Genomic DNA, 26,181 nt, shown 5'->3' on the forward strand with positions numbered 1-26,181 from the left:
TCTCAGTGGCCGGCCTTGACGGCGATCGCCGCGCCGTCGACGTCGTGGAAGGGTCCCCTGCGGTCCGCGATGATCGCATAGATGATCGCGGCGGATCCGGCCGCGACGAACCAGGAGAAGTCGCTGACCGAGTGGAAGACCGGCAGGAAGGTGAACAGCAGCGCGATCGCGCCCGAGATCACCAGGGCGATGACCGCACGAGGGTTGAAGCCCTTCGCGTATGCGTACTCGCCGATCGGGGAGTCGGAGTAGAGCTGCGGCACGTTGATGCGCTGCTTCTTGATCAGCCAGTAGTCGACCATGATGATGCCGAACAGCGGGCCGAGCAGCGCGCCGAGGCCGCCGAGGAAGACGCCGATCACGACCGGCGAGTTGTACATGTTCCACGGCGTGATCACGAGGCCGATGACGGCGGAGATGAGCGCCGCGCGGCGGAAGTTCAGGTGCCGCGGGAACAGGTTGTTCAGCGCGTACGTGGGGGCCACGAAGTTGGCCATGAGGTTGACCGCGATGGTCAGCGCGATGAGCGCGAGCGAGGCGAGCACGAGCAGGAACGTGTTCGGGATCGCGGCGACGACCTCGGACGGCGACGTGATGAGACGGCCGTTGATGCTGAAGCTGCCGCCGGTGAGCACGACCACGATCACGCCGAAGAACAGCATGTTGATCGGGATGCCCCAGAAGTTGCCCTTGACGATGGCCCTGCGGGACTTCGCCCCGCGGGTGAAGTCGCAGAAGTTCAGCACGAACGTGCCGTAGATCGAGACCCACAGGGAGGCGGCGCCGAGCATCTTGATCCACACGTCGGAGCCGGTGGCCGTCTCGGTCGGCGCCCAGTTCACCTGGAATCCGGACTGCACGAGCACCCAGACCGCCAGGATCACGAACGTGGCGAGGATGATCGGGCCGGCGAAGGCCTCGTACTTGCGGATCATCTCCATGCCGTAGCTGACGATGACGACCTGGATGATCCACAGCACGATGAACGTGATCCAGCCGAGGGCCGAAAGGCCGAGGAAGGATCCGGACTGCATCGTCTGCAGACCGGGGAAGATCGCGATCAGCACGACCTGCAGCACCTGGGAGGCGAGGTAGGTCTGGATCCCGAACCAGGCGATCGCGACGATTCCGCGCAGCAGCGCCGGGATCTGAGCGCCGTGGATGCCGAACGCGATGCGGCTCATGACCGGGAACGGAACACCCGTCTTCTCGCCCATGAAGCCGGACAGGCTCAGCAGCAGGAACAGGAACAGTGCGCCGAACCCGAGCGCGCCGAGGATCTGGCCGCCGGTCAGGCCGAGCGAGAACAGGCCGATCGCGAACGCGTAGTTGCCGAGGCTGTGCACATCGTTGGCCCAGAGGGTGAAGATGCTGTACGCGCTCCAGTGCCGGCTCTCGCGGTCGGTCGGCGCCAGGTCGCTGTTGTACAGGCGCGGGCTGATGCCCGCCTGCACCGCGAAGACGCTGGACGGCGCCTCGTCGAGGCCCTCGGAGGCCCGACTCGGAACGTGGATGTGGTCGTTGGACGTCATTGTGATTTGAACCCCTCTCGACGGCGACAGTGCCGTCGACACTCGATTTCACAATCCGGAAGACTGATTTCGGATAGAGATACAGTCGCTCTCGACCGCGGAGGTTGCAACATCGTTTGCATAATTTGGACGACTTCCGGTGCGCGGCGCGGTCGACGACCGCCGCTCCGGGATCACGAGGCCGGCTCGGACCCCGGTCGCCGCCGTCCGGTCGACGCGCGCTCGACCAGGTCGAACTCGAGCCGCAGATGCGAGGTGAGCGGCGCGGCGCTGTTCAGCCGGCGCTCCAGCAACCGCGTCAGCTGCGATGCCCAGACCTGCAGGTTCGCCTTCATCGCCGTGATCGGCACCACGGCGCGCTCGGCGATGACGCTGTCCATCATGTTCGCGACGAGCACGTCGTCGGGCACCCGGAGCCCGCGCGCCTGGACCGCCTCGATCGCCCCCACCGCGAAAACGTCCGAGGAGGTGAGGAAGGCGTCCGGCGGCGTCGGCGTGCGCAGCAGCGACTCCGCCGCCGCGGCACCCCCCTGCTGACCCCGCACCGGCTCCAGCTCCCTCACCAGCACCGGCAGCCCGCGCGAGCGCATCTCCTGGATGTAGACGCCGGCGATCGACTCCAGGTACGTGTTCTGCGTCGAGCCCACGATCAGCGCCGGGCGGCGAGCGCCGCGCTCCAGCAGGTGCTCGAGCAGGGTGCGCGCGTTGGCGACGTGATCGGCGCTGATCCACCACGCGAACTCCTCGTCGTCCGGATCCCGGTCCAGCGTCACGGTCGGGATGCCCCGCTGCACGAGCGCGCGGAGCACCTCGTCCCCGCGGCGGGGATGCAGCAGCACGAAGGCGTCGAGGCGGCCGACCTGGGCGCCGATGTCGTCGAGTGTGAGGAACGAGGAGACGGAGAAGCCGGCGCCCAGCAGGGCCACGAGCACGGCGCCGGCGACGGACGTGAACGCGTCGGATCCGGAGGCGAATCCGGGGATGGCCTCCGGCGGACGCAGCAGCAGGCCGACGGTGCGCTGACCGGCGTCGCGCTCCATCACGAAGCCGAGGTCGAACGCGGCCTTGAGCACCGCGGCCTTGGTCGCGGGCGACACCGGACGGTGCCCGCTGAACGCGTGCGAGGCCGTCGTCGGCGAGACACCGGCCAGGGCGGCGACGTCACGCAGACGCGGGCGCTCCGTCATGTGTCCACCTCGTCTTCGAGACCGTTCACCACATCCTCGGGATCGTTCACCGGCCTCCGATCCTACGCGCCGGCGACGACGGGAGCGTCCCCGGGGTCGTTGAGCGAGCGCCGGCGCAGCCGGAGCGAGACGAAACGCGGCGCACTCGCGAGGACGCCGCGTTTCGTCTCGGTCGTCCGACGCGCGTCCTCGCTCACCGCCCCCAGGCGAGAGCACCGGGGCCGGCGGACGCTCAGCGCTGCGGCACGAGCTCGCCGAGCTCGGCGCCGATGCGGCGCCCGACCTCGGTGAGCAGAGCGACCGCCTCGGCCATGCTGCGGGCCGGATCCGGCTCCAGTTCCGCGAGCGCGTAGACCCGCTCGAACCCGGCGGCGCGGGCCGCCTCGGCGCTGAGCGTCGAGCGACCGCACACCGCGATGACCCCGATCCCCGCCGCGCGCGACGCCGCCGCGACCCCGAGCGGCGTCTTGCCGCCGAGACTCTGGTCGTCGAGGCTGCCCTCGCCGGTGATCACGAGATCGGCGCCGACCAGGGCCTCGGCGAGGCCCGTGAGGCGCTGAACGACCTCGACGCCGGGTTCGCGCCGGGCGCCGAGGGCCGCGAGCGCGGCATAGCCGACGCCGCCGGCGCCTCCTGCCCCCGGCAGCTCGGTCGCGGCGCGGATGCCGGGCTGGCGCTCGAGCAGCGCGGAGTAGCGGGCCAGCGCGGCGTCGAGGGCGGCCACGTCGTCCGGGCTCGCGCCCTTCTGCGGGCCGAACACCGCCGGCGCCCCCCGCTCGCCGAGCAGCGGGTTGTCGACGTCGCTCGCCAGCACGATCTCCACATCGGCGAGACGCGGATCCAGGCCAAAGACGTCGGCCTCGGCGATGCGGCTCAGCGCGCCGCCTCCCCCGGGCAGCTCCTGCCCTTCGGCGTCGCGCAGAGAGACGCCGAGCGCCTGGAGCATCCCCGCTCCGCCGTCCGTGTTGGCGCTGCCGCCGATGCCGAGCACGATGCTCGTCGCACCGTGATCGAGCGCCGCGGCGATCAGCTCGCCGGTGCCGCGGCTGGTGGCTCCGAGCGCGTCCTTGACGCCGCCCGGAAGCTGGTCCAGTCCGCTCGCGGCCGCCATCTCGATGATCGCCTGCGTGCCGCGCACCCCGAACCGCGCCTGCACCGGCTGCCCCGTGGGGCCGGTCACCGTCGCCGTGACCTCCTCGAACCCGGCGGCGAGGGCCGCGTCGACCGTGCCCTCTCCGCCATCGGCGACCGGCACCGCGTCGATGGCAACGTCCGGCGCGACGGCGAGGATCCCCTCCGCGAGTGCGGAGGCCACCTGCGGGCCCGTGGCCGAGCCCTTGAACTTGTCCGAGGCGATCAGGATGCGCATGCGTCTACCCTTCCAGTCTTTGAGCGTGCCTGCGCCACGCCAGGGTCGCAGATGACGGGGCCCGCTCCGCGAGACTCCCTCCTCGGGGTGAGACGGCACGTCAGGCGTGGGGTCTCGTGCCGAGAACGGAGTCTCGCGGTCGGGTCGCGCTCAGTCGAGCAGCGCGTAGATGGCCTCGGGAGCGTCGGCGGGCGACGTCGCGAGGTCCTCGAACTCGTTCATGGTGTCGAGGTCGGCGCCCATCGCGATGTTCGTGACGCGCTCGAGGATCACCTCGACGACCACCGGCACCTGGAACTCGTCGCGCAGACGCTGCGCCTCCGCGAAGCCCGCGGCGAGGTCCTCGGGGCGCTCGACGCGCAGCGCCTTGGCGCCCAGGCCCTCGGCCACCTTCACGTGGTCCACGCCGTAGCCGGTGGCGATCGAGGACGAGTCCTGCGGGGTGTTCACGTTGTCGAACGCGAGCGACACCTCGTAGTCCATCTCGAAGCCGCGCTGCGACTGGCGGATGAGGCCCAGGTAGCTGTTGTTCACGACGACGTGGATGTACGGCAGCTTGTGCTGCGCACCGACCGCCAGCTCCTCGATCATGAACTGGAAGTCGTAGTCGCCCGAGAGCGCGACGACCTGCTCGCCCGGCTTGCCGCGCACCACGCCGAGGGCGGCGGGGCCGGTCCAGCCCAGGGGGCCCGCCTGGCCGGCGTTGATCCACTTGCGCGGGCCGTACACGTGCAGCAGCTGCGCCCCGGCGATCTGGGACAGCCCGATCGTGGTGACGAACGTGGTGTCCCGGTCGAACGCCGACAGCATCTCCTGGTACACGCGGTGCGGCTTCATCGGCACGTTGTCGAAGTTGGTCTTGCGCTGCAGGCGCGCCTTGCGGTCGCGGCACTCCTGGGCCCAGCCGTTGTAGTCGGGCAGCTCGGCGACGCGCTCCCGCGCGGCCTCGAGCAGCGCGTCGATGAAGGCGCCCGCATCCGAGACCACACCGTAGTCGGGCGCGAAGACGCGGCCGATCTGCGTGGGCTCGATGTCGACGTGCACGAAGGTGCGGCCCTTGCGGTAGGTGTCGAGGCCGCCCGTGTGACGGTTCGCCCAGCGGTTGCCGATGCCCAGCACGAAGTCGGACTCGAGGAAGCTCGCGTTGCCGTAGCGCTGCGACGTCTGGATCCCGACCAGGCCCGCGGCGAGCGCGTGGTCGTCGGGCAGCACGCCCCAGCCCATCAGGGTCGGGAAGACCGGCACGCCCAGGGTCTCGGCGAGCTCGACGAGCTTCTCGGAGGCGCCGGAGTTCACGATGCCGCCACCGGCGATGATCGCCGGGTGCTTCGAGGCGACGAGCATGTCGAGCACCTTCTCGGCCTGCGCGCGGGTCGCCGCCGGCTTCGCCACCGGAAGCGGCTCGTAGGTGTCGATGTCGAACTCGATCTCGGTCATCTGCACGTCGAACGGCAGGTCGATGAGCACCGGACCGGGACGGCCGGAGCGCATGATCTGGAACGCGGACTGGAAGACGCCGGGCACCTGCGCACCCTCGAGGACGGTCTTGGCGAACTTCGTGACGGGCTTCGCGATCGACGCGATGTCGACGGCCTGGAAGTCCTCCTTGTCGAGCTTCGCCACCGGAGCCTGGCCGGTGATGCAGAGCATCGGGATGGAGTCGGCGATCGCGGCGTAGAGACCGGTGATCATGTCGGTGCCGGCGGGGCCCGAGGTGCCGAGGCACACGCCGATGCGGCCGTCGCCCGTGCGGCTGTAGCCGTCGGCCATGTGGCTCGCGCCCTCGACGTGGCGGGCCAGGGTGTGCCGGATGCCGCCGTTGGCGCGCATCGCGGAGTAGAGCGGGTTGATGGCGGCACCGGGGAGGCCGAAGGCCTCGTCCGCGCCTTCCTTGATCAGGATCTGGACGATCGCGTCGACTGCGCGCATGCGGGTCATGAGAAGTTCCTTTAGGTCTGGTTTGTGGTCGTTGAGCGAGCGAAGCGAGACGAAACGCAGTGCTCTGCCGGAGACGCCGTTTCGTCTTGGTCGCCTTCGGCGTCCTCGCTCAACGACCCCGAAGAATGGGTCAGTTGCCGGAGAGCTCGTTGGTGAGCTTGAACAGGCCGGAGTGGTCCAGCCCGCCGTCGCCGCGGGCGACGAGCGCGTTCACGAGCTGAGCGACGGCGGCGCCGAGCGGGACGGTGACCCCGACCGAGCGCGCAGCCGACGTGACGATGCCCAGATCCTTGTTGTGGAGGGCGAGGCGGAAGCCGGGCGCGAAGTCGCGGTTCAGCATCTTCTGGCCCTTCTGGTCGAGGACCTTGGATCCGGCGAGACCGCCGCCGAGCACGGTGAGCGCCGCGTCGGTGTCGACGCCGAACGCCTCGAGGAAGACGACCGCCTCGGCGAGCGCCTGGATGTTGACCGCGACGATGAGCTGGTTGGCCGCCTTCACGGTCTGCCCGGCGCCAGCGGGGCCGACATGCACGATGGTCTTGCCGATCGCGTTGAGCACCGGCTCGGCCTTCGCGAAGTCCTCGGGGGATCCGCCGACCATGATCGACAGGACGGCATCGATCGCGCCCTGCTCGCCGCCCGACACGGGGGCGTCGACGGCGCCGAAGCCGGCGGCCACGGCCTCCTCGGCGAGCTCCTTGGCGACGTCCGGGCGGATCGACGAGTTGTCGATCCACAGCGCGCCGGCCTTGGCGTTCGCGAACACCCCGTCCGGGCCCTGCACGACGCCGGCCACATCCGGGGAGTCCGGGACCATGGTGATGACGACGTCGGCGTCCTTGACCGCGTCGGCGATGCTGGTGGCGGCGGTGCCGCCCGCGGCGGCGAGCTTGTCGATCGCCTCCTGGCTGCGGTTGAAGCCGGCGACGTCGTAGCCGGCGGCGACGAGGTTCTTCGCCATGGGCAGGCCCATGATGCCGAGGCCGATGAATGCGATGCGGGTCATGTCTTCGCTCCTTCGCGGACGTTCTGGTGGGTTCAGGCCTGAGCGGCCGAGGTGGTGATCCAGGCGAAGGGATCCGCCTGGGTGGCCTTGTACTCGAGGCCGATGACGCCGGCGTAGCCGCCGGCCTGGGCGTCGGCGATCCACTGCTCGAGCGGGAGGTCGCCGGTGCCGGGCTCGCCGCGGCCGGGGGCGTCGGCGATCTGGATGTGACCGAACTCGGCGGCGTGCTCGGCGATCACCGCGGGCACGTCGTCGCCGTTGACGGCGAGGTGGTAGAAGTCGGCGAGCAGGCGGACGTTGTCGACGCCCTCCTCGACCTTGACCCGGTCGATGATCGCCAGCGCGTCGGCGGCGGTCTTCAGCGGGTAGGTGTCCATGCCGGAGACCGGCTCGAGCAGCACGATGCCGCCGAGCTCGGCGACCGCACGGCCCGCGGCGGCGAGGTTCTTCACGGCCAGGTCGTCCTGCGCCTGCGGCTCGACGCCCTCGAGGCGGTTCCCGTAGAGCGCGTTGAACGCGGTGGTGCCGAGGCGGCGGCCGATCTCGACGACGACGTCGATGTTGGCGGCGAACTCGTCCTCGCGGCCGACCCACGACACCAGGCCGCGGTCGCCGCCCGGCATGTCGCCGGCGAAGAAGTTCAGTCCCGTCAGCTGCACGCCCGCGTCCTGGATGGCGGCGACGAACGCGTCGACCTCCTCCGGCGCGGGAACGGCGACGGAGAACGGCCACCAGTACTCCACGGCGTCGAAGCCGGCGGCCTTCGCGGCGGCCGGGCGCTCGAGGATCGGCAGCTCGGTCAGAAGGATGGAGGCGTTGACGGTGTAGGTCATGGGATCGTCCTTGATTCAGTGATGATGCGAGATCTAATTCCGAATTATGGAAAGAAAATCTTGATTGATGAAAGTTTAGGCCGAGGCACTCGGAGTTGTCAACGGGTCCTCCCCCACGGGGTCGTTGAGCGAGGACGCCGCAGGCGACCGACACGAGACGCGACGCCCTCGCGCGGGTGCGGCGTTCCGTCTCGCTCCGCTCGCTCGACGGCCCCGGAAGGAGGCGGCCCGGACGACGAACGCCGCCCCCTGGAGGGAGCGGCGTTCGCGCGGGCCTTCGACCGGCTCGGGGACCGTCGTCAGGTCAGGCGGATCTGACGGTTCATGTCCTTGTAGAGCAGGTAGCGGAAGTCCTCCGGACCGCCGGCGTAGCAGGCCTGCGGGCAGAACGCGCGCAGCAGCATGTAGTCGCCGGCCTCGCACTCCACCCAGTCGTCGTTGAGGCGGTAGACGGCCTTGCCCTGCAGCACGAACAGGCCGTGCTCCATGATGTGCGTCTCGGCGAACGGGATGGATCCGCCCGGCTTGAAAGTCACGATGTTGACCTGCATGTCGTGCGCCATGTCGCTCGCGTCCGAGAAGCGCGTGGTCGACCACACGTCGTCGGTGTCGGGCATCGAGACCGGCTCGATGTCGTTGTCGCTCGTGACGAACGACGCGGGCGCATCGATCCCGTCGAGGTACTCGTAGGCCTTGCGGATCCAGTGGAAGCTGGTCAGCTCGGAACCCTCGTTCGCGAGCGACCACTGCGCGTTCGGGGTGATGAACGCATAGCCGCCGGCCTCGAGCACGTGCCGCTCGCCCTCGAGAGTGAGGGTGAGCTCGCCGGTCGTGACGAACAGCACGCTCTCCACGCCGGCCTCGGGCTCGGGCTTGGCGGCGCCGCCGCCCGGCGCGATCTCGACGATGAGCTGCGAGAACGTCTGCGCCGAGCTCGGCGTGGGCCGGGCGAGGATCCAGGCGCGGGTGTCGGTGAAGCCGGGCAGGCTCGAGGTGACGATGTCGCGCAGCACGCCCTTCGGAATGAACGAGTAGGCGAGCTTGACGACCGCGCGGTCGGTGAGCAGGTCGGACTGCGGGGGCAGGCCGCCGGCCGGGGTGTAGTAAGTGCGGGTGCTCAAGAGACGGCCTCCTTGGTCGTGAGCTTCGGATGGGCGAGGCGGACGAGCGCCTCCGGCTCGGAGCCGGTCGCCGCGCGGACCTCCTCGGCCGTGAGCGCGCCGCACTCGAGGCCGCGCACGACGAACCGTGCGAGGGCCCGGGCCGTCGCCGGCTCGTCCATGATCGTGGCGTCGCTGCCGTGCAGGTAGTTGTCCAGGCGCTTGGCGGCCGCGGCGAACCCCTCGCGGTAGAACGCGTAGGTCGCGAGGTACCGGGTCGGCAGCTGCGCGGCGTGCAGGTCCCAGCCCTGGTAGTAGCCGCGCTCGAGCGAGCGCCGCACCAGGCGCGCGTGCAGCTTCCATGCCTCGATGACGTGCTCCGGATCGCCGACGGGGATCACGTTGGTGGATCCGTCGGAGATCCGCACGCCGGTCTCGGCGACGGCGACCTGCATCACCTGCTTGGCGAAGTCGGCCGCCGGGTGCTCCATCGACTGGTAGGCGGCCGCGATCTGCAGGGAGGCGCTGTAGTCGTAGGTGCCGTAGTGCAGGGCGGAGACCCGGCCGTCGGCGCGGTGCAGGAGCGTGGCGACGGGAACCGATCCGTCGGCCGCGACGATGAGCTGCGGCGTCTCCATCTGCACCTCGAAGCGCAGCCGTCCCGCCGGCAGCCCGAGACGCTGCTCGAACAGCTCGCAGAGCGCGACCATGGCCTCGACCTGCTCGACCGTGGTGACCTTCGGCAGCGTCAGCACGAGCCCGTCCGGGAGTCCGCCGGTGCGGACGAGCGTCGTCAGGAACAGGTCGAGCGTGCGGATCCCGCGCCGGCGCGTGGGCGCCTCGAAGCACTTGAACCGGATGCCGATGAACGGCGGGGCGACGCCGGCCGCGACGGCGGCGGACACCCGTTCGGCGGCGAGGACCGCATCCGCGTCCTCCTCGTCGTCGGGGCGGGCGCCGTAGCCGTCCTCGAAGTCGAGACGGAGGTCCTCGATCGGCTCGCGCTGCAGCTTGGCGTCCACGAGCGGGGCCAGCTCGTCGGCGAGCGCGCCGAGTCCCACGGCCTGCGCGAGGGCGACCGCGCCGCCGAAGTCGGCGACGGCCTGCGCCGCGACCTGCCCGAAGGCGGCCGGCAGCTCGGGCCGGTACCGGTCGGCGGGCACGTACAGCGTGTGCACGGGCTGACGGGATCCGTCGTCACCGGGGTACTCGGTCGCCAGCAGCGTGTCGGTGCCGGAGAGGCGGGCGTCGACGTCGGCGAGATCGCCCTCGCCGAGGGTGCCTGCGGACATACCCGTCACTCCTTCGACGACTCGACGACGCGCACGATCGCCTCGGCGACGGCGCCGGCCACGAGCGGGTCGAAGACGCTCGGGATGATGAAGCTCGCGTTGAGCTCGTCATCGCCGATGCGCTCGGCGATGGCGCCCGCGGCTGCGACCAGCATAGGCGGCGTGATGTCCGACACGCCGGCGTCGAGCAGGCCGCGGAAGAAGCCGGGGAACGCGAGGACGTTGTTGATCTGGTTGGGGAAGTCGCTGCGGCCCGTGGCCACCACCGCGGCGTGCTTGGAGGCGACGATCGGGTCGACCTCCGGCGTCGGGTTCGCCATCGCGAACACGATCGCGTCGTCGGCCATGGCCGCGATGTCGGCCTCGTCCAGGATGTTCGGGGCGCTCACGCCGATGAACACGTCGGCGTCGACCACGGCCTCCTTGAGCGTGCCGCGGAAGTCGCGCGGGTTGGTGGTCGCGGCGAGCTCCTTGCGGTGCGCGTCGGCGTACTCCTCGCCGCGGTGGATCGCGCCGTTGCGGCCGCAGGCGACGATGTCGACGGCCCCCTCGGCGAGCAGCAGCTGCACGATCGCGTTGCCCGCGGCCCCGACGCCGGAGACCACGATCCGCACCTCGCCGATCGTCTTGCCGACGACCTTGAGCGCGTTGCGGAGGGCGGCCAGGGTGACGATCGCGGTGCCGTGCTGGTCGTCGTGGAAGACCGGGATGTCGAGCTCGTCGCGCAGGCGCGCCTCGATCTCGAAGCAGCGGGGGGCGGCGATGTCCTCGAGGTTCACGCCGCCGTAGACCGGGGCGATCGCCTTCACGATCTTGATGATCTCCTCGGTGTCCTTGGTGTCCAGGCAGACCGGCCAGGCGTCGACGTTGGCGAACTGCTTGAACAGGGCGGCCTTGCCCTCCATGACCGGCAGCGCGGCCTCCGGGCCGATGTCGCCGAGGCCGAGCACGGCGGTGCCGTCGGTGACCACGGCGATCGTGTTGCGCTTGACGGTGAGGTTGCGGGCCTTGCTCTTGTCCTCGGCGATCGCCATGCAGACGCGGGCGACGCCCGGCGTGTAGGCGCGGGACAGGTCGTCACGGTTGCGCAGCGGCACGCTGGGCACGACCTCGAGCTTGCCGCCGAGGTGCATCAGGAAGGTGCGGTCGCTGACCTGGCGGACGGTGACGTCGTCCAGCGCGTCGATCGCGTCGCGCACCTGCTCGGCGTGCTCCTCGCCGGTCGTGTTGCACGTGAGGTCGACGACGATCGTGGTCGGGTGCGACTCGACGACGTCGAGCGCGGTGACGACGGCGCCCGCGTCCGCGGCCGCGGCGGCGAGCTCGCTCGTGACAGTGAAGTTGGACGGCGCGTCGATGCGCAGCGTGATCGAATTGCCGGGACCCGGGTTCGCCATGATTCCTCCTCATCGAGACGTCCGGGCAGAGGGCTCGGGCGCCGGTTACGGTGATGAAACTCTTTACAACTTTCGTATTGTGGACACTATTATCTCCATCGTGGAAGTTTTGCGCAAGGTGCGTTTCGAACGCACTCGGATTTCCGGCGCGCGACTCTCGCATGATGGAATAATCACGACGACGGGAGCGAGAATGACGGATATTTCGAACGCGAAGAAGGCGGATCCGAAGGCGGGCAAGAGCTCGGGATCCGGTGTGCAGTCGGTCGAGCGCGTGTTCGAGCTCCTCGAGCTCGTCACCGACGCCGGTGGCGACGTGACGCTCAGCGAGCTCTCGGCGTCGACGGACCTGCCGCTGCCCACCATCCACCGGCTGCTGCGCACCCTCGTCTCGCTGGGATACGCGCGACAGCTGCCCAACCGCCGCTACGCCCTCGGCCCGCGTCTCATCCGCATCGGCGAAGGGGCCTCCCGACAGTTCGGCGCGCTCGCACGTCCGCAGCTGAAGACCCTCGTCGACGCCCTGGGCGAGAGCGCCAACATGGCCGTGCTCGACGGGGACATGGTCGTCTACGTCGCCCAGGTGCCCTCGCAGCACTCGATGCGCATGTTCACGGAGGTCGGCCGGCGCGCCAACGTGCACGACACCGGCGTGGGCAAGGCGATCCTCGCCCAGCTCGACGACGACACCGTGCGCGGCATCGTCGGCCGCACCGGCATGAGCACCCCGACCGAGTACAGCATCGGCACCGTGGACGCGCTGCTGAAGGAGCTCGACCTCATCCGCGAGCGCGGCTACTCGATCGACGAGCAGGAGCAGGAGATCGGCGTGCGCTGCTACGCCATGGCCGTGCCCGGCGCCCCGACCCCGACCGCGGTCTCGGTCTCGGGTCCGATCGCCCGCGTGACCGAGGAGTTCGCGCACCGCGCGGTGCCGCTCCTGCGCGAAGCCGCCACGGCGATCGCCGCCGACCTGGAGGCCTGAGGCCCACCCCGAGGTCGCGCCCTCGCACGGCACCCCGGGGTCGTTGAGCGAGGACGCGCAGCGACCGAGACGAAACGCGGTGCCCTCTCGAGAATCGCCTGGGGGCGCAGCGTTTCGTCTCCCTCCGGCTGCGCCGGTGCTCGCTCAACGACCCCGACAGGCAGAGGGCTCCGGCTGCGCCGGTGCGGGCGCAGCGACCAGGCAGAAGGCGCCGAGCAGATGCTCGGCGCCTTTCTGGCGTCACTCCGCGTCGGTGCCGCTGGTGCCGGCGTTCACGTCGAGCAGGCGGTACTTCTCGGCGGCCTGCTGCGGGATCGAGGCGTCGATCTCGCCGCGCTTCGCGAGCAGCTGCAGCGTGCGGACCACGACCGACGGGCCGTCGATCTTGAAGTACCGGCGGGCGGCGGCGCGGGTGTCCGAGAAGCCGAAGCCGTCGGCGCCCAGCGTCGCCCAGTCGTTCGGGACGAACTGGCGGATCTGGTCCGGCAGGTCCTTCGCGTAGTCGCTGACGGCGACGATCGGGCCGTGCGCGTCGGCGAGCTGCTGCCGGAGGAACGGCTCCCGGGCGCCGCGTCCGAGGAACTCGTCCTCCTCGGCGGCGACGGCGTCGCGACGCAGCTCGGTCCAGCTGGTGACCGACCAGACGTCGGACTCCACGCCCCAGTCGTCGCGGAGCAGCTGCTGCGCCTCCTGCGCCCAGGTCACGCCGATGCCCGAGGCGAGCAGGTGCGCACGCGGGGCATCGACGGGGGCGATCCGGTGGATGCCGCCCAGGATCCCCGCCACGTCGGCGTCCTCGGGCTCGGCCGGCTGCACGATCGGCTCGTTGTAGACCATGAGGTTGTAGATGTAGTTGCGATCGGTCGAGTCCGCGCCGTACATGCGCTCGATGCCCGCGCGCATGATGTGGCCGATCTCGTAGCCGAACGCCGGGTCGTAGGTGATCACCGCGGCGTTCGTCGCCGCGAGCAGCGGCGAGTGCCCGTCGGCGTGCTGCAGCCCCTCGCCGGTCAGGGTGGTGCGCCCGGCGGTCGCCGAGATCAGGAAGCCGCGCGTCATCTGGTCGGCGGCCGCCCAGAGGGAGTCCCCGGTGCGCTGGAAGCCGAACATCGAGTAGAACACGTACACCGGCACGAGCGGCACGCCGTGGGTCGCATAGGCGGTGCCCGCGGCGGTGAAGGCGGCGATGGATCCGGCCTCGTTGATGCCGACGTGCACGATCTGCCCCGCCGTGGACTCCTTGTACGAGAGCACGATGTCACGGTCGACCGCGAGGTAGTTCTGCCCGTTCGGGTTGTAGATCTTCGCCGTCGGGAAGAACGCGTCCATGCCGAAGGTGCGCGCCTCGTCGGGGATGATCGGGACGATCCGCTTGCCGAACTCGGGGTCGCGCATGAGGTCCTTGAGCACCCGCACGAACGCCATCGTCGTCGCGGCCTGCTGCTTGCCGGATCCGCGCGCCGCGACCTCATACGCCTTCGCATCGGGCAGCGCGATCTCGCCGGAGGCGTGCGGGCGCCGCTCGGGCAGGTATCCGCCGAGCGCCTGGCGCCGCTCCTGCATGTACCGGATCTCCGGAGCGTCGGCGCCGGGGTGGTAGTACGGCGGCTCGTAGGGGTTCGCCTCGAGCTGCTCGTCGCTGATCGGCACGCGCAGGTGGTCGCGGAAGTCCTTGAGGTCCTGCAGCGTCATCTTCTTCATCTGGTGCGTGGCGTTGCGCGCCTCGAACCGCGGGCCGAGGCCGTATCCCTTGACCGTCTTGACGAGGATCACGGTGGGCTTGCCGTTGTGCTCCATCGACTGCTGGTACGCCGCGAACACCTTGCGGTAGTCGTGGCCGCCGCGCTTGAGGCCCCAGATCTCGTCGTCGCTGAGGTGCTCGGCGAGCTTGAGCGCGCGCGGGTCGCGTCCGAAGAAGTTCTCCCGGATGAACGCGCCGGACTCGCCCTTGTAGGTCTGGTAGTCGCCGTCCACGGTCGTGTTCATCACGTTCAGCAGGGCGCCCTCGGTGTCGGCTTCGAGGAGCGCATCCCACTCCCGGCCCCAGACGACCTTGATGACGTTCCAGCCGGCGCCGCGGAAGAAGCCCTCGAGCTCCTGGATGATCTTGCCGTTGCCGCGCACCGGCCCGTCCAGGCGCTGCAGGTTGCAGTTCACGACGAAGGTGAGGTTGTCGAGCTTGTCGTTGGCGGCGAGCTGCAGCAGGCCGCGGCTCTCCGGCTCGTCCATCTCGCCGTCGCCGAGGAACGCCCAGACGTGCTGGTCGCTGGTGTCCTTGAGCCCGCGGTTGTGCAGGTAGCGGTTGGACTGGGCCTGGTAGATCGCGTTCATCGGGCCGATGCCCATCGACACGGTCGGGAACTCCCAGAACTCCGGCATGAGCCGCGGGTGCGGGTAGGAGCTCAGCGCGTGCCCCTCGCGCGACTTCTCCTGGCGGAAGCCGTCGAGGTCCTCCTCGCTGAGGCGGCCCTCCATGAACGCGCGGGCGTACATGCCGGGCGACGCGTGGCCCTGGAAGTAGATCTGGTCGCCGCCGCCGGGGTGGTCCTTGCCGCGGAAGAAGTGGTTGAAGCCCACCTCGTACAGGGTCGCGGCTCCCGCGTAGGTGGAGATGTGGCCGCCGACGCCGATGCCGGGACGCTGCGCGCGGTGCACGAGGATCGCGGCGTTCCAGCGCATCCAGGCGCGGTAGCGGCGCTCGAGCTCCTCGTCGCCCGGGTAGGCCGGCTCGTCGTCGGCGGAGATCGTGTTGACGTAGTCCGTGGTCGCGTTCGGCTCGTCGACCACGCCGGCGCGGGCCGCCAGCGTACGCACGATGTGCTCGCCGCGCTCGGCTCCGCGCTGGGCGACGAGCGCATCCAGCGACTCGAGCCATTCGGCGGTCTCTTCGGGGTCGTGATCCAGGGTCTCGGATCCGAGGGCGGCGGAGCTGCTCTGTTCGTGCATCTTCGGCCTTTCTGTGAGAAGTCGGGGTGACCTGTTAGATGTAGGGGGCTGCCGGTTCGGCAGCGGAGTCGAGTCGTGAGGAGTGAGGATGCACGCACGCATCGCTGTGGTGACGGGGGCGGGATCCGGGATCGGGCGCGCCGTGGCGCGCACCATGCTGGCCGCCGGATACCGCGTCGCGCTCGCCGGGCGGCGCGAGGCTGCGCTGGCGGAGACGGCGGCCGGGCATCCGGACGCGCTGGTGGTCCCGACAGACGTGACGGTCGAGACCGAGGTGGACGCCCTGTTCGACCGGGTGGTGCGCGAGTGGGGCCGCGTGGACATGCTGTTCAACAACGCCGGCGCCTTCGGCCCCGCCGTCTCGGCGGCGGACATCGAGCTCGCCGACTGGGAGCAGACGCTCGCGGTGAACCTGACCGGCGCGCTGCTCTGCGCGCGGGCGGCGATGCGGACGATGCGCGCGCAGGCACCCCAGGGCGGCCGCATCATCAACAACGGCTCGATCTCGGCGCAGGCGCCACGACCGCTGTCGGTGGCGTACGCCGTGAGCAAGCACGCCCTCACGGGGCTCACCCGCTCCATCGACCTGGACGGCCGGCCGTTCCGCATCTCGTGCGGTCAGATCGACATCGGCAACACCCGCACCGAGATCATGGATGAGCTCGGGGTCGGATCCGGCGCGCTGCAGGCCGACGGCTCCCGCAAGGTCGAGCCCACGTTCTCCGTCGACGAGGCCGCCCGCACCGTGCTGTTCATGGCGGATCTGCCGCTCGAGGCCAACATCGGGGCGCTCACGATCACCGCGAGCGGGATGCCGTTCGGCGGGCGCGGCTGAGGGATCGCGGGGGTTCGCGATCATCGGCGGACCTCCTCGTCGCCTCCCGCTCTCTGCTGAGACGACGGGGTTCTTGCTCGGTTCCGGATCCAGTTGATTTCAGATCGTGGAAGATAAATTTCAGATTGCGTAACTAGTTTCCTCCGACGAGGGGGTCCTTGTCAAGGTTCCGGACCTTCGCAGACGCCGGGAGACGCGAATGCGGGGCCCGGTGAACCGGGCCCCGCATTCGTGTGACGGTCGTGGTCGGGCGCTCAGCAGAAGCCGGCGATGCCGTCCCAGGACCAGTGGTCGGCGTCGGCGCCGTCGCGCAGGAACGACGCCTCGATGAGCCCATAAGGGCGATCGGCGGCGTAGAAGACCTCGTTGGGGTTCTCCAGGCCGAACGGCGACAGGTCCACGACGAAGTGGTGCTTGTTCGGGGTCGAGAAGCGGATCTCGTCGATCTCGGGGTGCGCGTCGAGCACGGCCTCGGCCATCTCCTTCAGCGTGTGCTGCAGGGCGTACGAGTAGTTGCGCGAGAAGCCGGCCAGGAGCAGGCGGCGAACGTCGGCGTAGACCTCGTTGAAGTCGAGGTCGATGCGGTTGTAGCGCCACTTCGCGGTGACCGAGGTGGCGAGGATCCGGTCCTCGGTCTCGGGGAGCGTCGTGTACTTGTCCCGCGGGTAGCCGACGAAGCCGCTCGCGGTCGACTTGAGCACCGTGAGGTCCTGCAGACCCGCGATGACGGTGGTGTCGTCGCCGTCGATCTGCACGACCGCGGTGCGGGTCTCGGTGCCGCCGCGGACGAAGGCGTGGTCGTGCTCGCCGGCGTCGCCCTCGATGCGCAGCCAGGTGTACTGCTCGGCCGCCCAGCGACCGCCGGTCACCCAGTCGAACTCACCGGTGAAGTGCCGGCCGAGGCGGAGGAGGAACTCCTCCGGGCTGCCGACGCCGTCCTTGGCGAAGGCGAAGACCGTGTTCTTCTGCGTGTCGGTGGCGACGACGTTCTCGTTGTTGCCGTCGAAGTGCGCCGAGGCGAAGTCGCCGCGCAGCTGCGACGTGACGTTCAGGTCCTCGATCTCGTGGCGGTCGGTGTCGCGCGTGATGCGGACGACGCGGTTCTCCGCCTTGCCGTACTGGTTCTTGCCCAGGATGATGCTGGTCATGTCGGATTCCTCTTAGCTTCCTCGATAGGTGGAATAGGCGAACGGACTGAGCAGGAGCGGCACGTGATAGTGCGCCTGCTCGGCGTCGACCTGGAAGGTCAGCACCACCTCCGGGAAGAAGGCGTCCGTCATGATGCCGGCGAAGTAGGCCGCGGTGTCGAACCGGAGGCGGTACGCACCGCTCTCCAGCCTCTCCGGACCCAGCTCTTTCACCCGCCCGTCAGCATCGGTGAAGCCCGAACCGATCCCGGTCCACGCGTCGCCGTCGCGGGCTTCGAGCACGACGGCGACGCCGGGCGCGGGGCGCCCGAGTGTGGTGTCCAGGATGTGGGTGGTCACGTGGGAGACGCTCATGCGCTCGCTCCTTCGGTCTCGATGGCCGCCGTCAGACGCAGAGCGGCGATCTCGCGCAGCTGCCGGTCGACGACGGCGAGTTCCTGCTCGTCGGTGTTGCCGAGCCGCTCGTGCAGCAGGGCGAGGATCTCCTGGGCCGAACGGCCCGCGGCCCGCACGAGGAAGACGCGGTCGAACCGCTCCTCGTAGGCGCGGTTGCCCTCGACGAGTGCGGCGGCCGTCACCTCGTCGACGCTCGGCTGCTCGCGGCGCGAGTGCGCGGCCTCGGCGCTCGTGCCGTCCACCTTCGCGCCGATCCGCGGGTGGTGCGCCAGCGCGCCGTCGAGCTCGGCCTCGCTGAGCGGAGCGGCGACGGAGAGCGCGGCATCGGCGAGCGCGTCGACCGAGGCGTAGGGACGGCCGTCGAGGATCTCATCGATCCAGCGGGCGATGTCCAGTGCGGGCTTCACGGCGATCGCGGCGGCGGCGCGATCTGCGGAGTTGAACTCCTCGAGCAACATCTTCGATCCTCAAGCCATGCTGGCATCCGGCGTGTCGTGCTTACGGGGGATCCGCGTGCGGGATCCGATCCTATCGAAGAGATAGTTTCCGTAGTCCGGAACTGTTATTTCAGCATGTGTAACTATTGTGCGGATCGGATCCGCGGATGTCAACCCCCTCCGGGAACTTCCCCCCGCCTCGGGCGCCGACTTGGACGATCGGATCCGGGCGGGGTGTCACGATCAGCACACCATGCGACGATCAGCACACGTGTAGACGTGGATCCGTGTGCCGATCGTCGCATGGTGTGCTGATCGTCGCATGACGGACGCTCGCCGGACGCCCGGGATTCCCGGACGCGCAGAACGCACCCCCGGGGATCCCGGTGGTGCGTTCTGCGCCGCGGTTCAGACGCCGAGCTCGGCGCGCAGGCGCGCGACGTGCCCGGTCGCCTCGACGCCGTACTCGGCACGCTGCACGACCCCGTCGCCGTCGAGCACGAAGGTCGAGCGGATGACGCCGTCGAACGTGCGGTCGCCGACGGTCTTCTCCCCCCACACGCCCCATGCCTGCGCCACGGCGGCGTCGGTGTCGGCGAGCAGCGGGAAGGTCAGGCCCTCCGCCTCGGAGAAGGCGCGGATGTCGGCGACCTCGTCGGGCGAGACGCCGAGCACCGAGTAGCCGGCGGCGTCGAGCGAGGAGAGGTTGTCGCGGAAGTCGCAGGCCTCGGTCGTGCAGCCCGGAGTCGCCGCCTTCGGGTAGAAGTACACGACGACGTTGCGGCCGCGGTAGTCCTCGAGCGAGACCCGGGCGCCGTCGGCGTCCTGGAGGGAGAAGGAGGGCGCGGTGTCGCCGGGGGCGAGGCGAGTGGTCATGATGTCTCCGTTCGGATGGATCAGTGGGTGACAGGCAGCACGCCGAAGGCCTCGGCGAGCTGCATGATCTTGCGGGCACGTCCGAGACGCGGCAGGTCGCTGCCGTCGCGGACGATGCGCCCGCGCGCGTCGAAGTCCTCGAGGAACTCGTACGCCCACTCGACGTCGGTGCGGGTGGGGCTGATGACCTCGTTCACGACGGGGGTCTGGTCGGCCTGCAGGCAGAGCTTGCCCGTCATGCCCATCGACACCGTGATGGCCGACTGCTCGCGCAGGATGGGATGGCTGGATCCGACCGTCGGGCCGTCGATGGGTCCGGGCAGGCCGCCGGCGCGGCTGGAGATCACCAGGCGCGCCCGGGGGTAGGCCATGGCCTCGCGGTCGGCCGACATGCCGGTGTCGCGGCGGAAGTCGCCGCTGCCGAACGCGAGCCGGAAGGCGCCCTTCGCCCGCGCGATCTCGGTCGCGTTCTCGATGCCGACCGCGGACTCCACGAGCGCGACCACGGGGACCCGCGCGCCGAGGCGGTTGAACGTGTCCATGACCTGACCGCCGAGCTCGGTCTTGGCCAGCATCACGCCCTGCAGGCCCGGGGCGTCGCGCAGCCCGTCCAGGTCGGGCGACCAGTGCTCGCTCGTCGCATCGTTGATGCGCACCCACGCGCGGTTCGGCCTGCCGTCGGCGGCGGATCCGTGCAGCCAGCGCACCACGTCGTCACGGGCGGAGTCCTTGTGGCTCGCGTCGACCGCGTCCTCCACGTCGAGCACCACCGCGTCGGCGTGCGAACGCGCGGCGTCGTCGAACGTCTCCGGCTTCGTCGCGGCGACGAGGAGCCACGAGCGCGCCAGCTCCGGCGCGATCTCGCGCGGACCGGACGTGGGAAGCGGAGCGTTCATTTCATTCCATTCTATGAAACTCGAATTTTGCAGTATGAAAAGATTACCTCGTGCGGTGTTGCGACGCCAGCCTCAGCCTGCCGACGCCCGTGCGACTCATCCCCGCAGCGCAACCACCGCGTCCCACAGGACCGCGGCGACACGGCGCTTGGAGCCGGCCGTCACCGCGACCACCTCGCCCTCCCGCCCGATGAGCTCGATCGCGTTGTCCTCCGCCTCGAAGCCGTGCTCGGCGTCGGCGAGGTTCACCGCGAGCAGATCGGCGCCCTTGCGCTCGCGCTTGCGTCGCGCGCGCTCGCGCCGGGCGTCGGGATCCGTCGAGGTCTCGGCGGCGAACCCCACGATGATCTGGCCCTCGGGCGCCGCGCCCTCTCGGCGGGCCGCCCCGAGCGCCGCGAGCACGTCCTCGTTCTCGACGAGCTCGATCCGCTCGAGGATCCCGTCCTCCTTGGTGAGCTTGTGCGTCGCGGCCTGCGCCGGGCGGTAGTCGGCGACGGCGGCGGCCATGACCACGGCATCGGCGACGGCGGCCGCATCCTTCATGACCGTCGCGAGTTCCGCCGCGGTCGCGACCGGGCGGATCCGGATCCGCGGATGCGCCGCAGCGGCCAGCACGTCGCCGGCCAGGTTCGCCGCGACGAGGTCGACCTCGGCGCCGCGCATCGCGGCCTCGACGGCGAGGGCGACCCCCTGCCGCCCGCTGGAACGGTTGCCGAGGTAGCGCACCGGATCGATCGACTCGCGGGTGCCCCCGGCGGAGACCGCGACCCGCAGGCCGTCCAGATCCTGCGGGGCGAGCAGGCGGAGCGCTGCCTCGGCGATCGCCTCGGGCTCGCTCATCCGGCCGGGTCCGCTGTCGCCGCCCGCGAGCTCGCCGTCGTCGGGCCCGATGACGTGCACCCCGCGCCCGACGAGGGTGCGGATGTTGGCCTGCGTCGCGGGATGCGCCCACATCTCGGCGTGCATCGCGGGCGCGACGAGCACCGGCGCGGTCGTGGCGAGCAGGGTCGTGCCCAGCAGGTTGTCGGCGATCCCGGCCGCCATGCGCGCGAGGGTGTTCGCGGTGGCGGGCGCGACGACGACGAGGCCGGCGCCCTGGCCCAGCGCGACATGGCGCACCTTCGCCACGTCGTCGTGCACGCTCGTGGTGACGGGGTTGCGGCTGATCGCCTCCCAGGTCGGCGCACCCACGAAGCGCAGGGCGTCCTCGGTGGGGATGACGGTGACGTCGTGGCCGGCCTTCACCAGGAGTCGAACGAGCTGCACCGACTTGTAGGCCGCGATGCCGCCGGAGACCCCCACCACGATGTCCATCCCCCGATTCTGCCATCCGGCATCCCGTGCCCGCCTTTGGGCAGGGCGTCCACGCCGTTGCGCAGGGACCGGCGGCCGTTCTGCAGGGACCGGTCGGCGTTTGTGCAGGGAGCCGCCCCCGTTGTGCAGGGACGCGCCAGCGTTGTGCAGGGAGCCGCCTCCGTTGTGCAGGGACGGGCCGCGGTTCTGCAGGAGCCCGCCGCCGTGAATCCGCCTGTGTCGACCCCGGGACCGGCGCTTCTCTACGCCTGACCCTGCAGAACACCCCGGGCACCCTGCAGAACGGGCCCGGGCGCCCTGCAGAACGACCCGGGCACCCTGCACAAAGCCGGGCACGCCTTGCACAACGGCGTGACCGGCGCGGCCACCCCGGACGGATCCACCCGCCGGCGCCCTGCCTAGACTGAACCCGTGTGCACGGTCGTGATCGAGGTCGACGCCCTTCGACAGGCTCAGGGACCAGGGGCGCGGCTGCTGGCCGTGCGTGACGAGGACCCGCTGCGCGAGTGGGACGCGCTCGGCGAGTGGTGGCCGGATCGGCCCGGCGTCATCGGGATCCGCGACCGTCGCGCGGGCGGAGCCTGGCTCGCCGCGGATCCCACCACCGGGCGCCTCGCCGTGCTGCTGAACCGTGCCGACGTGCTCGACCTTCCCGACGACCAGGCGGTCTCCCGCGGCGCGCTCGCGCTCGCCTCCGTCGCCGACGCGTCCGCAGGTCTCCGCGAACGCCTCGAGTCGGGCGCCGTGCGGATGCACGGCTTCAATCTGCTCGAGGTCTCTCCCGCCGGCGCCCGCGTGCTGTCGTGGGACGGCGCGACGCTGCGCGAGACCCCCGTCCCCACCGGCGTGCACATGATCGCGCACGACGACCTCGACGACCCGGCCACGGCGCGGATCGCGCGCTGGCTGCCGGAGTTCTGCGCGCAGCCGGCCACCGGAGACGACTGGCCGGAGTCGTGGATCCGCCTGCTCGCTGAGACCGCGGAGCTGGATCCGGCCGACGACCGCGCGATCATCCGCGACAACCGCCCGCACGGCTATCCGACGCAGTCGCTCCTCTACGCGACCGCCGCCGTCGACGCGGACGGCGTCGACGTGCGCGACCACGCCCTCCCAGCACCGGCGCACTGGGCATGACGACGCCGGTGGAGTCCGCGGATCGCCTCGCCCCGATCCCCGGGGCCGTGATCCGCCAGGCGTCCCCGGAGCCGGACGACCTCGAGCGGTCGGTCGTGCTGCTGCGTCAGGTCGCGTCCGGAGAGGGGCCGCGGCGGCTGCTCCGCCTGTACACGCCGGCACCGACGCTCGCGCTGACACGGCGGGAGAGCCTGATGCCCGACTACGACATCGCCATCGCCGCGGCGGAGCGCCTCGGGTTCACGCCGGCGATCCGCCCGACCGGCGGCCGCGCCGCCGCCTACGACGAGACGTGCCTCGTCTTCGACCTCGTCGAGGGCGAGGAGTCGCATGCCGATCCCACCGCCCTCTTCGCGCAGGCGGGCAGGACGATCGTCGACGCCCTGCGCGGCCTCGGCGTCGACGCGCGGCTGGGCGAGGTGCCCGGCGAGTACTGTCCCGGCGAGTACAGCATCAACGCCCGCGGCGCCGTGAAGCTCGTCGGCACCTCGCAGCGCGGCGTGCGCGGCGCCCGCCTGCTCAGCGGGGTGCTGGCGTTCGGCCGTGTCGACCACCTCGTCGCGGTGCTCACGGAGGCCAACGCCGCGCTGAGACTCGAATGGGATCCGCGGACCTTCGGGTCGATGCTCACCGAGGCTCCGGCCGTGACGCGCGAAGACGTCGAAGAGGCGTTGGCGGCGGCGCTCATCGCCTGATTGACACCGCGTCTGGGTGGCATGGGTGGTGCCGCCGCGGGAACGGTCTACATCGCCTTCGAGTCCCTCCAGGGGCCCACCGGCAACGCAGCGCTCTAACTGCCCCCGTCCCCCTCCTCAGCCGCCGCTCGCCCGCCCATACACCTCGAGCATCGCGGCCGTCCGCGACGACTGCCGGAAGTCGGCGGAGACCTGCGGATCCGGCTCGGGGGCACGGCCGCCTGCGATGTCGGCCGCGGCGAGACGCAGGGTCTCGGCGAGCGCGGCCACCCGCCCCGGCTCGTCCCGGGCATCGGGCACGGCCCAGAGCCCGCCGCCCAGCTCACCGGCGATGTCGGGGTCGCTCACGATCGTCGGGGTGCCGAGGGTGGCCGCCTCGAACGGGGTCATGCCCTGGGTCTCGAAGCCGATGGACGTCTGCACGACGGCGTCGGCGGCGGCGATCCGGGCGAGCACGTCCGCGTAGCCGATCCGTCCGGCGAAGTGGATGCGCGGCCGGGAGGCGCGCGCGGCGATGCGCTCGGCGGCGCGCAGCTGGGCCCCGCCGCCCACGATCTCGATGTCGGTGTCCACGTCGCTCGCGACGACGGCCTCCAGGAACGGCAGCAGGCGCTTCTCGGGACTCATCCGGCCGAGCCAGATGAATCGCGGCCGCCCGGGGGCGCGCTCCGTCGGAGCCGCCGCGAGCACCTGCTCGCGCACCTCGTCGTCGATGCCGTTCCAGATCACGTCCACGGATCCGAAGACGCCGTGCTGCTCGAGCCGGCGGGCGAAGTGCCCCGACGGCGCGGTCACGGCCCGCGACTCCGCGGCGACCCCGGCGAGATACGCCCACCCGTCGGCACCGCGCGGCTGCGGCCCGATCCCGCGCAGCGCCGTGCGCCGCCACAGGTTCAGCGCACCCAGCACGGGCCGGTGCAGCGGGGTGACCGCGGCGATGCCCACATCCACCCGGTTGTGCATCGTGTGCACGGCGGGGATGCCGTGCCGATGCGCGAAGCGATGTCCGATGAACGCGCCCCAGAAGTCGGCCTGCACGTGCACCAGGTCGACCGGGGGCCGCCGGGTCATCGCGCGGTCGAGGAAGCGGTCAGTGCGCCGCCCCGGCCAGGTCAGCGAGTACTCGCGGTCGGCCGTGATCGGGATCGAAGGAAGGTCGATGTAGCCGGGATCCCCCGCCGCGTCCCCGCCGCGCGCCGAGTGCATCCGCGGTGCGACGATCGTGACCGTGTGCCCTGCCCGCTCCAGGTAGGTGCGCTGCAGCCGCATCGAGACCTGCGCGCCACCCAGCGACTCGGCGTGCTGGTCGGCGAAGAAGACGATGTGCATCCGGTCTACTCCGGCAGCGGCTCGTCGCGGTACAGCGCCTCGAAGGTGTCCAGCGTGCGGTTGATGTCGTGCACGGCGACGCCGTCGAGCGATGCTCGCTGCATCCGCTCGTACTCGGCCGGATCCGCGGTGAGCACGTCGGTGAGACGCGCCGCGAGCTCGTTCACGTTGCCCGGCTCGAACAGGTAGCCGTTCACGCCGTCCTGCACGAGGTGCGGCAGGGCCACGGCGTCGGCCGCGACGATCGGCAGCGCCGAGGCCATCGCCTCCATGGTCGCGATGGACTGCAGCTCGGCGATCGAGGCGATCACGAACAGCGAGGCGCGGCTCAGCAGCGCGCGCAGCTCGGCGTCGGTGGTGCGGCCGTGGAAGGTGACGCGGTCCTGCAGGCCGAGCTGCTGCGTGAGCGCCTCGAGCTGCTTGCGCTGGTCGCCGCCGCCGACGATGTCGAACGTCACGTCGAGAGCCGGATCCAGCTTGGTCATCGCCTTGAGGATGACCTCGACCTGCTTCTCGGCGGTGAGCCGGCCCACGAACACGATGCGGTTCTTCTCGCGCGGGCCGATGACGGGCGTGTACTGCGTGCGGTCGATGCCGCAGCTGACCGGGATGACGCCCTCGACGTCGATCGTGCGCTCGAGGAAGTCGGCGGCGCGGCGGGTCGGGGTGGTCACCGCGCGGGTGAGCGCGAACGTCCGGCTCGCGTCGGCCCAGGCGAGGCGCAGCACGATGTCGTCGATGAACTTCGGCATCGTCGTGTGGTCGAGGATGTTCTCGGCCATGACGTGGTTGGTGGCGATCACCGGGATGCCGCGCTCGTGCGCGATCCGCGACAGACCCCGCCCGATCACGATGTGCGACTGGATGTGCACGACGTCGGGCTGCACGGCGTCGAGCACCTGGCGCGCATAGTGCTTCGAACGCCACGGCCAGACGAACCGCAGCCAGTCGTGCGGAGCCCAGCGCACCGACGGCAGCCGGTGCAGGGTCATCGCCTCGCCCTCGATCACCTCGGTGCGGGGCTTGGCCGTGCGGTAGGCCTGGTTCGGAGCCACGACGTGCACGTCGTGGCCGCGCTGCACGAGGCCGGCCGCGAGGCGCTCCGTGAACCGGGCCGCGCCGTTCACGTCGGGCGAGAAGGTGTCGGCACCGATGAGGATCCGCAGCGGGCGCGGCTCGGCCGGGACGGACGCGGCGGTGTCGGAGGTGGCCTGCGGGCGATGGTCGCCGGGGGAAGTCACGTGATTGCTGCCTTTTGCTGGGCCGCGGCGCCGGCGAGCGCCTCATCGGCCGCTCGAACCCCGCGGAGATGGCCTGGATCGGGCGCTGGCCACTCTACCCGAGGGGCCTGGGGATCCGACGGAGGCCGGCACGGGCCCGCCGCGGTCGGGCCGGCACGGCCCTGCCGCGGTCCCGCGCCGGCCCGGCAGGGTTCGGCGCCCGGCCCGGCAGGGTTCGGCGCCCGGCCCGGCAGGGTTCGGCGCCCGGCCCGGCAGGGTTCGGCGCCCGGCCCGGCAGGGTTCGGCGCCCAGC

The 26,181-nt window shown here is 70.8% G+C and carries 23 protein-coding genes; 4 read left to right on the top strand and 19 right to left on the bottom strand.

Translation table 11 applies throughout. From position 1 onward, the window contains the following. Window positions 1-2: 2 nt before the first annotated feature. The 10 genes from J8G10_RS08280 to J8G10_RS08320 form a co-directional block, all read right to left on the bottom strand. On the bottom strand, window positions 3-1,532 hold the full coding sequence (locus J8G10_RS08280) for an NCS1 family nucleobase:cation symporter-1 (RefSeq protein ID WP_251443023.1): 1,530 nt from the start codon (window positions 1,530-1,532) through the stop codon (window positions 3-5). Between the two features lie 173 nt (window positions 1,533-1,705). Continuing rightward, window positions 1,706-2,719 carry a LacI family DNA-binding transcriptional regulator gene (locus tag J8G10_RS08285; RefSeq protein ID WP_251443026.1) on the bottom strand — a complete coding sequence of 338 codons (1,014 nt, stop codon included), beginning with the start codon at window positions 2,717-2,719 and terminating at the stop codon, window positions 1,706-1,708. A 62-nt stretch (window positions 2,720-2,781) separates the two neighbouring features. Further along, window positions 2,782-2,916 carry a hypothetical protein gene (locus tag J8G10_RS19375; RefSeq protein WP_285814167.1) on the bottom strand — a complete coding sequence of 45 codons (135 nt, stop codon included), beginning with the start codon at window positions 2,914-2,916 and terminating at the stop codon, window positions 2,782-2,784. A gap of 35 nt (window positions 2,917-2,951) precedes the next feature. Beyond that, window positions 2,952-4,088 carry a glycerate kinase gene (locus J8G10_RS08290; protein ID WP_251443028.1) on the bottom strand — a complete coding sequence of 379 codons (1,137 nt, stop codon included), beginning with the start codon at window positions 4,086-4,088 and terminating at the stop codon, window positions 2,952-2,954. A 150-nt stretch (window positions 4,089-4,238) separates the two neighbouring features. Beyond that, entirely contained in the window at window positions 4,239-6,026 is a 1,788-nt protein-coding gene (gene gcl / locus J8G10_RS08295; protein WP_251443030.1) for a glyoxylate carboligase, read from the bottom strand. Between the two features lie 130 nt (window positions 6,027-6,156). Next, on the bottom strand, window positions 6,157-7,032 hold the full coding sequence (locus tag J8G10_RS08300) for a 2-hydroxy-3-oxopropionate reductase (protein WP_251443033.1): 876 nt from the start codon (window positions 7,030-7,032) through the stop codon (window positions 6,157-6,159). Between the two features lie 32 nt (window positions 7,033-7,064). After that, window positions 7,065-7,865: a hydroxypyruvate isomerase family protein gene (locus J8G10_RS08305; RefSeq protein WP_251443035.1), complete on the bottom strand. Its 801-nt coding sequence runs from the start codon at window positions 7,863-7,865 to the stop codon at window positions 7,065-7,067. 299 nt (window positions 7,866-8,164) lie between these two features. Further along, a complete protein-coding gene (locus J8G10_RS08310; RefSeq protein ID WP_251443037.1) occupies window positions 8,165-8,986 on the bottom strand; it encodes a bifunctional allantoicase/(S)-ureidoglycine aminohydrolase in 822 nt (273 codons plus the stop codon). Then, the gene (locus J8G10_RS08315; RefSeq protein WP_251443039.1) at window positions 8,983-10,257 is read right to left on the bottom strand and encodes an aldolase/citrate lyase family protein; all 1,275 of its coding nucleotides are present in this window, start codon (window positions 10,255-10,257) and stop codon (window positions 8,983-8,985) included. Before J8G10_RS08315 ends, J8G10_RS08310 begins: the two co-directional genes overlap by 4 nt. 5 nt (window positions 10,258-10,262) lie before the next feature. Then, entirely contained in the window at window positions 10,263-11,654 is a 1,392-nt protein-coding gene (locus J8G10_RS08320) for an NAD-dependent malic enzyme (RefSeq protein WP_251443041.1), read from the bottom strand. Window positions 11,655-11,847: 193 nt separating this feature from the next. On the opposite strand from J8G10_RS08320, the gene J8G10_RS08325 reads away from it, so the two are divergent. Further along, a complete protein-coding gene (locus J8G10_RS08325) occupies window positions 11,848-12,639 on the top strand; it encodes an IclR family transcriptional regulator (protein WP_251443044.1) in 792 nt (263 codons plus the stop codon). Between the two features lie 240 nt (window positions 12,640-12,879). Here J8G10_RS08325 and aceE read toward each other — a convergent pair whose 3' ends face one another. Continuing rightward, window positions 12,880-15,585, bottom strand: coding sequence for a pyruvate dehydrogenase (acetyl-transferring), homodimeric type (gene aceE, locus J8G10_RS08330; protein WP_251443047.1), 2,706 nt, complete (start codon window positions 15,583-15,585; stop codon window positions 12,880-12,882). Between the two features lie 88 nt (window positions 15,586-15,673). On the opposite strand from aceE, the gene J8G10_RS08335 reads away from it, so the two are divergent. Next, window positions 15,674-16,420, top strand: a complete 747-nt coding sequence (locus tag J8G10_RS08335; RefSeq protein WP_251443050.1) for an SDR family oxidoreductase — start codon at window positions 15,674-15,676, stop codon at window positions 16,418-16,420. A 254-nt stretch (window positions 16,421-16,674) separates the two neighbouring features. Here J8G10_RS08335 and pucL read toward each other — a convergent pair whose 3' ends face one another. From pucL to coaBC, 6 genes are all read right to left on the bottom strand, one after another. Further along, window positions 16,675-17,568: a factor-independent urate hydroxylase gene (gene pucL / locus J8G10_RS08340; protein WP_251443052.1), complete on the bottom strand. Its 894-nt coding sequence runs from the start codon at window positions 17,566-17,568 to the stop codon at window positions 16,675-16,677. 12 nt (window positions 17,569-17,580) lie between these two features. Further along, window positions 17,581-17,922 (bottom strand): hydroxyisourate hydrolase, encoded by a 342-nt coding sequence (uraH, locus tag J8G10_RS08345; protein ID WP_251443055.1) that lies wholly within the window; start codon window positions 17,920-17,922, stop codon window positions 17,581-17,583. Continuing rightward, on the bottom strand, window positions 17,919-18,422 hold the full coding sequence (uraD, locus tag J8G10_RS08350; protein ID WP_251443058.1) for a 2-oxo-4-hydroxy-4-carboxy-5-ureidoimidazoline decarboxylase: 504 nt from the start codon (window positions 18,420-18,422) through the stop codon (window positions 17,919-17,921). Before uraD ends, uraH begins: the two co-directional genes overlap by 4 nt. Before the next feature lie 387 nt (window positions 18,423-18,809). Continuing rightward, window positions 18,810-19,277, bottom strand: a complete 468-nt coding sequence (gene bcp, locus J8G10_RS08355) for a thioredoxin-dependent thiol peroxidase (protein ID WP_251443061.1) — start codon at window positions 19,275-19,277, stop codon at window positions 18,810-18,812. Between the two features lie 20 nt (window positions 19,278-19,297). After that, complete coding sequence (locus J8G10_RS08360) at window positions 19,298-20,173, bottom strand: CoA ester lyase (protein ID WP_251443064.1); 876 nt, start codon at window positions 20,171-20,173, stop codon at window positions 19,298-19,300. Window positions 20,174-20,269: 96 nt separating this feature from the next. Then, a complete protein-coding gene (gene coaBC, locus J8G10_RS08365) occupies window positions 20,270-21,487 on the bottom strand; it encodes a bifunctional phosphopantothenoylcysteine decarboxylase/phosphopantothenate--cysteine ligase CoaBC (RefSeq protein ID WP_251443067.1) in 1,218 nt (405 codons plus the stop codon). A gap of 411 nt (window positions 21,488-21,898) precedes the next feature. Between coaBC and J8G10_RS08370 the strand changes: the two genes are divergently transcribed. Together J8G10_RS08370 and J8G10_RS08375 are read left to right on the top strand one after the other, a co-directional pair. Continuing rightward, on the top strand, window positions 21,899-22,624 hold the full coding sequence (locus J8G10_RS08370; RefSeq protein WP_251443070.1) for an NRDE family protein: 726 nt from the start codon (window positions 21,899-21,901) through the stop codon (window positions 22,622-22,624). Next, entirely contained in the window at window positions 22,621-23,319 is a 699-nt protein-coding gene (locus J8G10_RS08375; protein ID WP_251443073.1) for a lipoate--protein ligase family protein, read from the top strand. Before J8G10_RS08370 ends, J8G10_RS08375 begins: the two co-directional genes overlap by 4 nt. A gap of 117 nt (window positions 23,320-23,436) precedes the next feature. Here J8G10_RS08375 and J8G10_RS08380 read toward each other — a convergent pair whose 3' ends face one another. Both J8G10_RS08380 and J8G10_RS08385 read right to left on the bottom strand, forming a co-directional pair. Beyond that, the gene (locus tag J8G10_RS08380; protein WP_251443075.1) at window positions 23,437-24,648 is read right to left on the bottom strand and encodes a glycosyltransferase family 4 protein; all 1,212 of its coding nucleotides are present in this window, start codon (window positions 24,646-24,648) and stop codon (window positions 23,437-23,439) included. A gap of 5 nt (window positions 24,649-24,653) precedes the next feature. Further along, window positions 24,654-25,889, bottom strand: coding sequence for a glycosyltransferase (locus tag J8G10_RS08385; protein ID WP_374208772.1), 1,236 nt, complete (start codon window positions 25,887-25,889; stop codon window positions 24,654-24,656). Window positions 25,890-26,181: the final 292 nt, after the last annotated feature.

The sequence above is a fragment of the Microbacterium sp. USTB-Y genome (assembly GCF_023703415.1).
GTDB lineage: Bacteria > Actinomycetota > Actinomycetes > Actinomycetales > Microbacteriaceae > Microbacterium.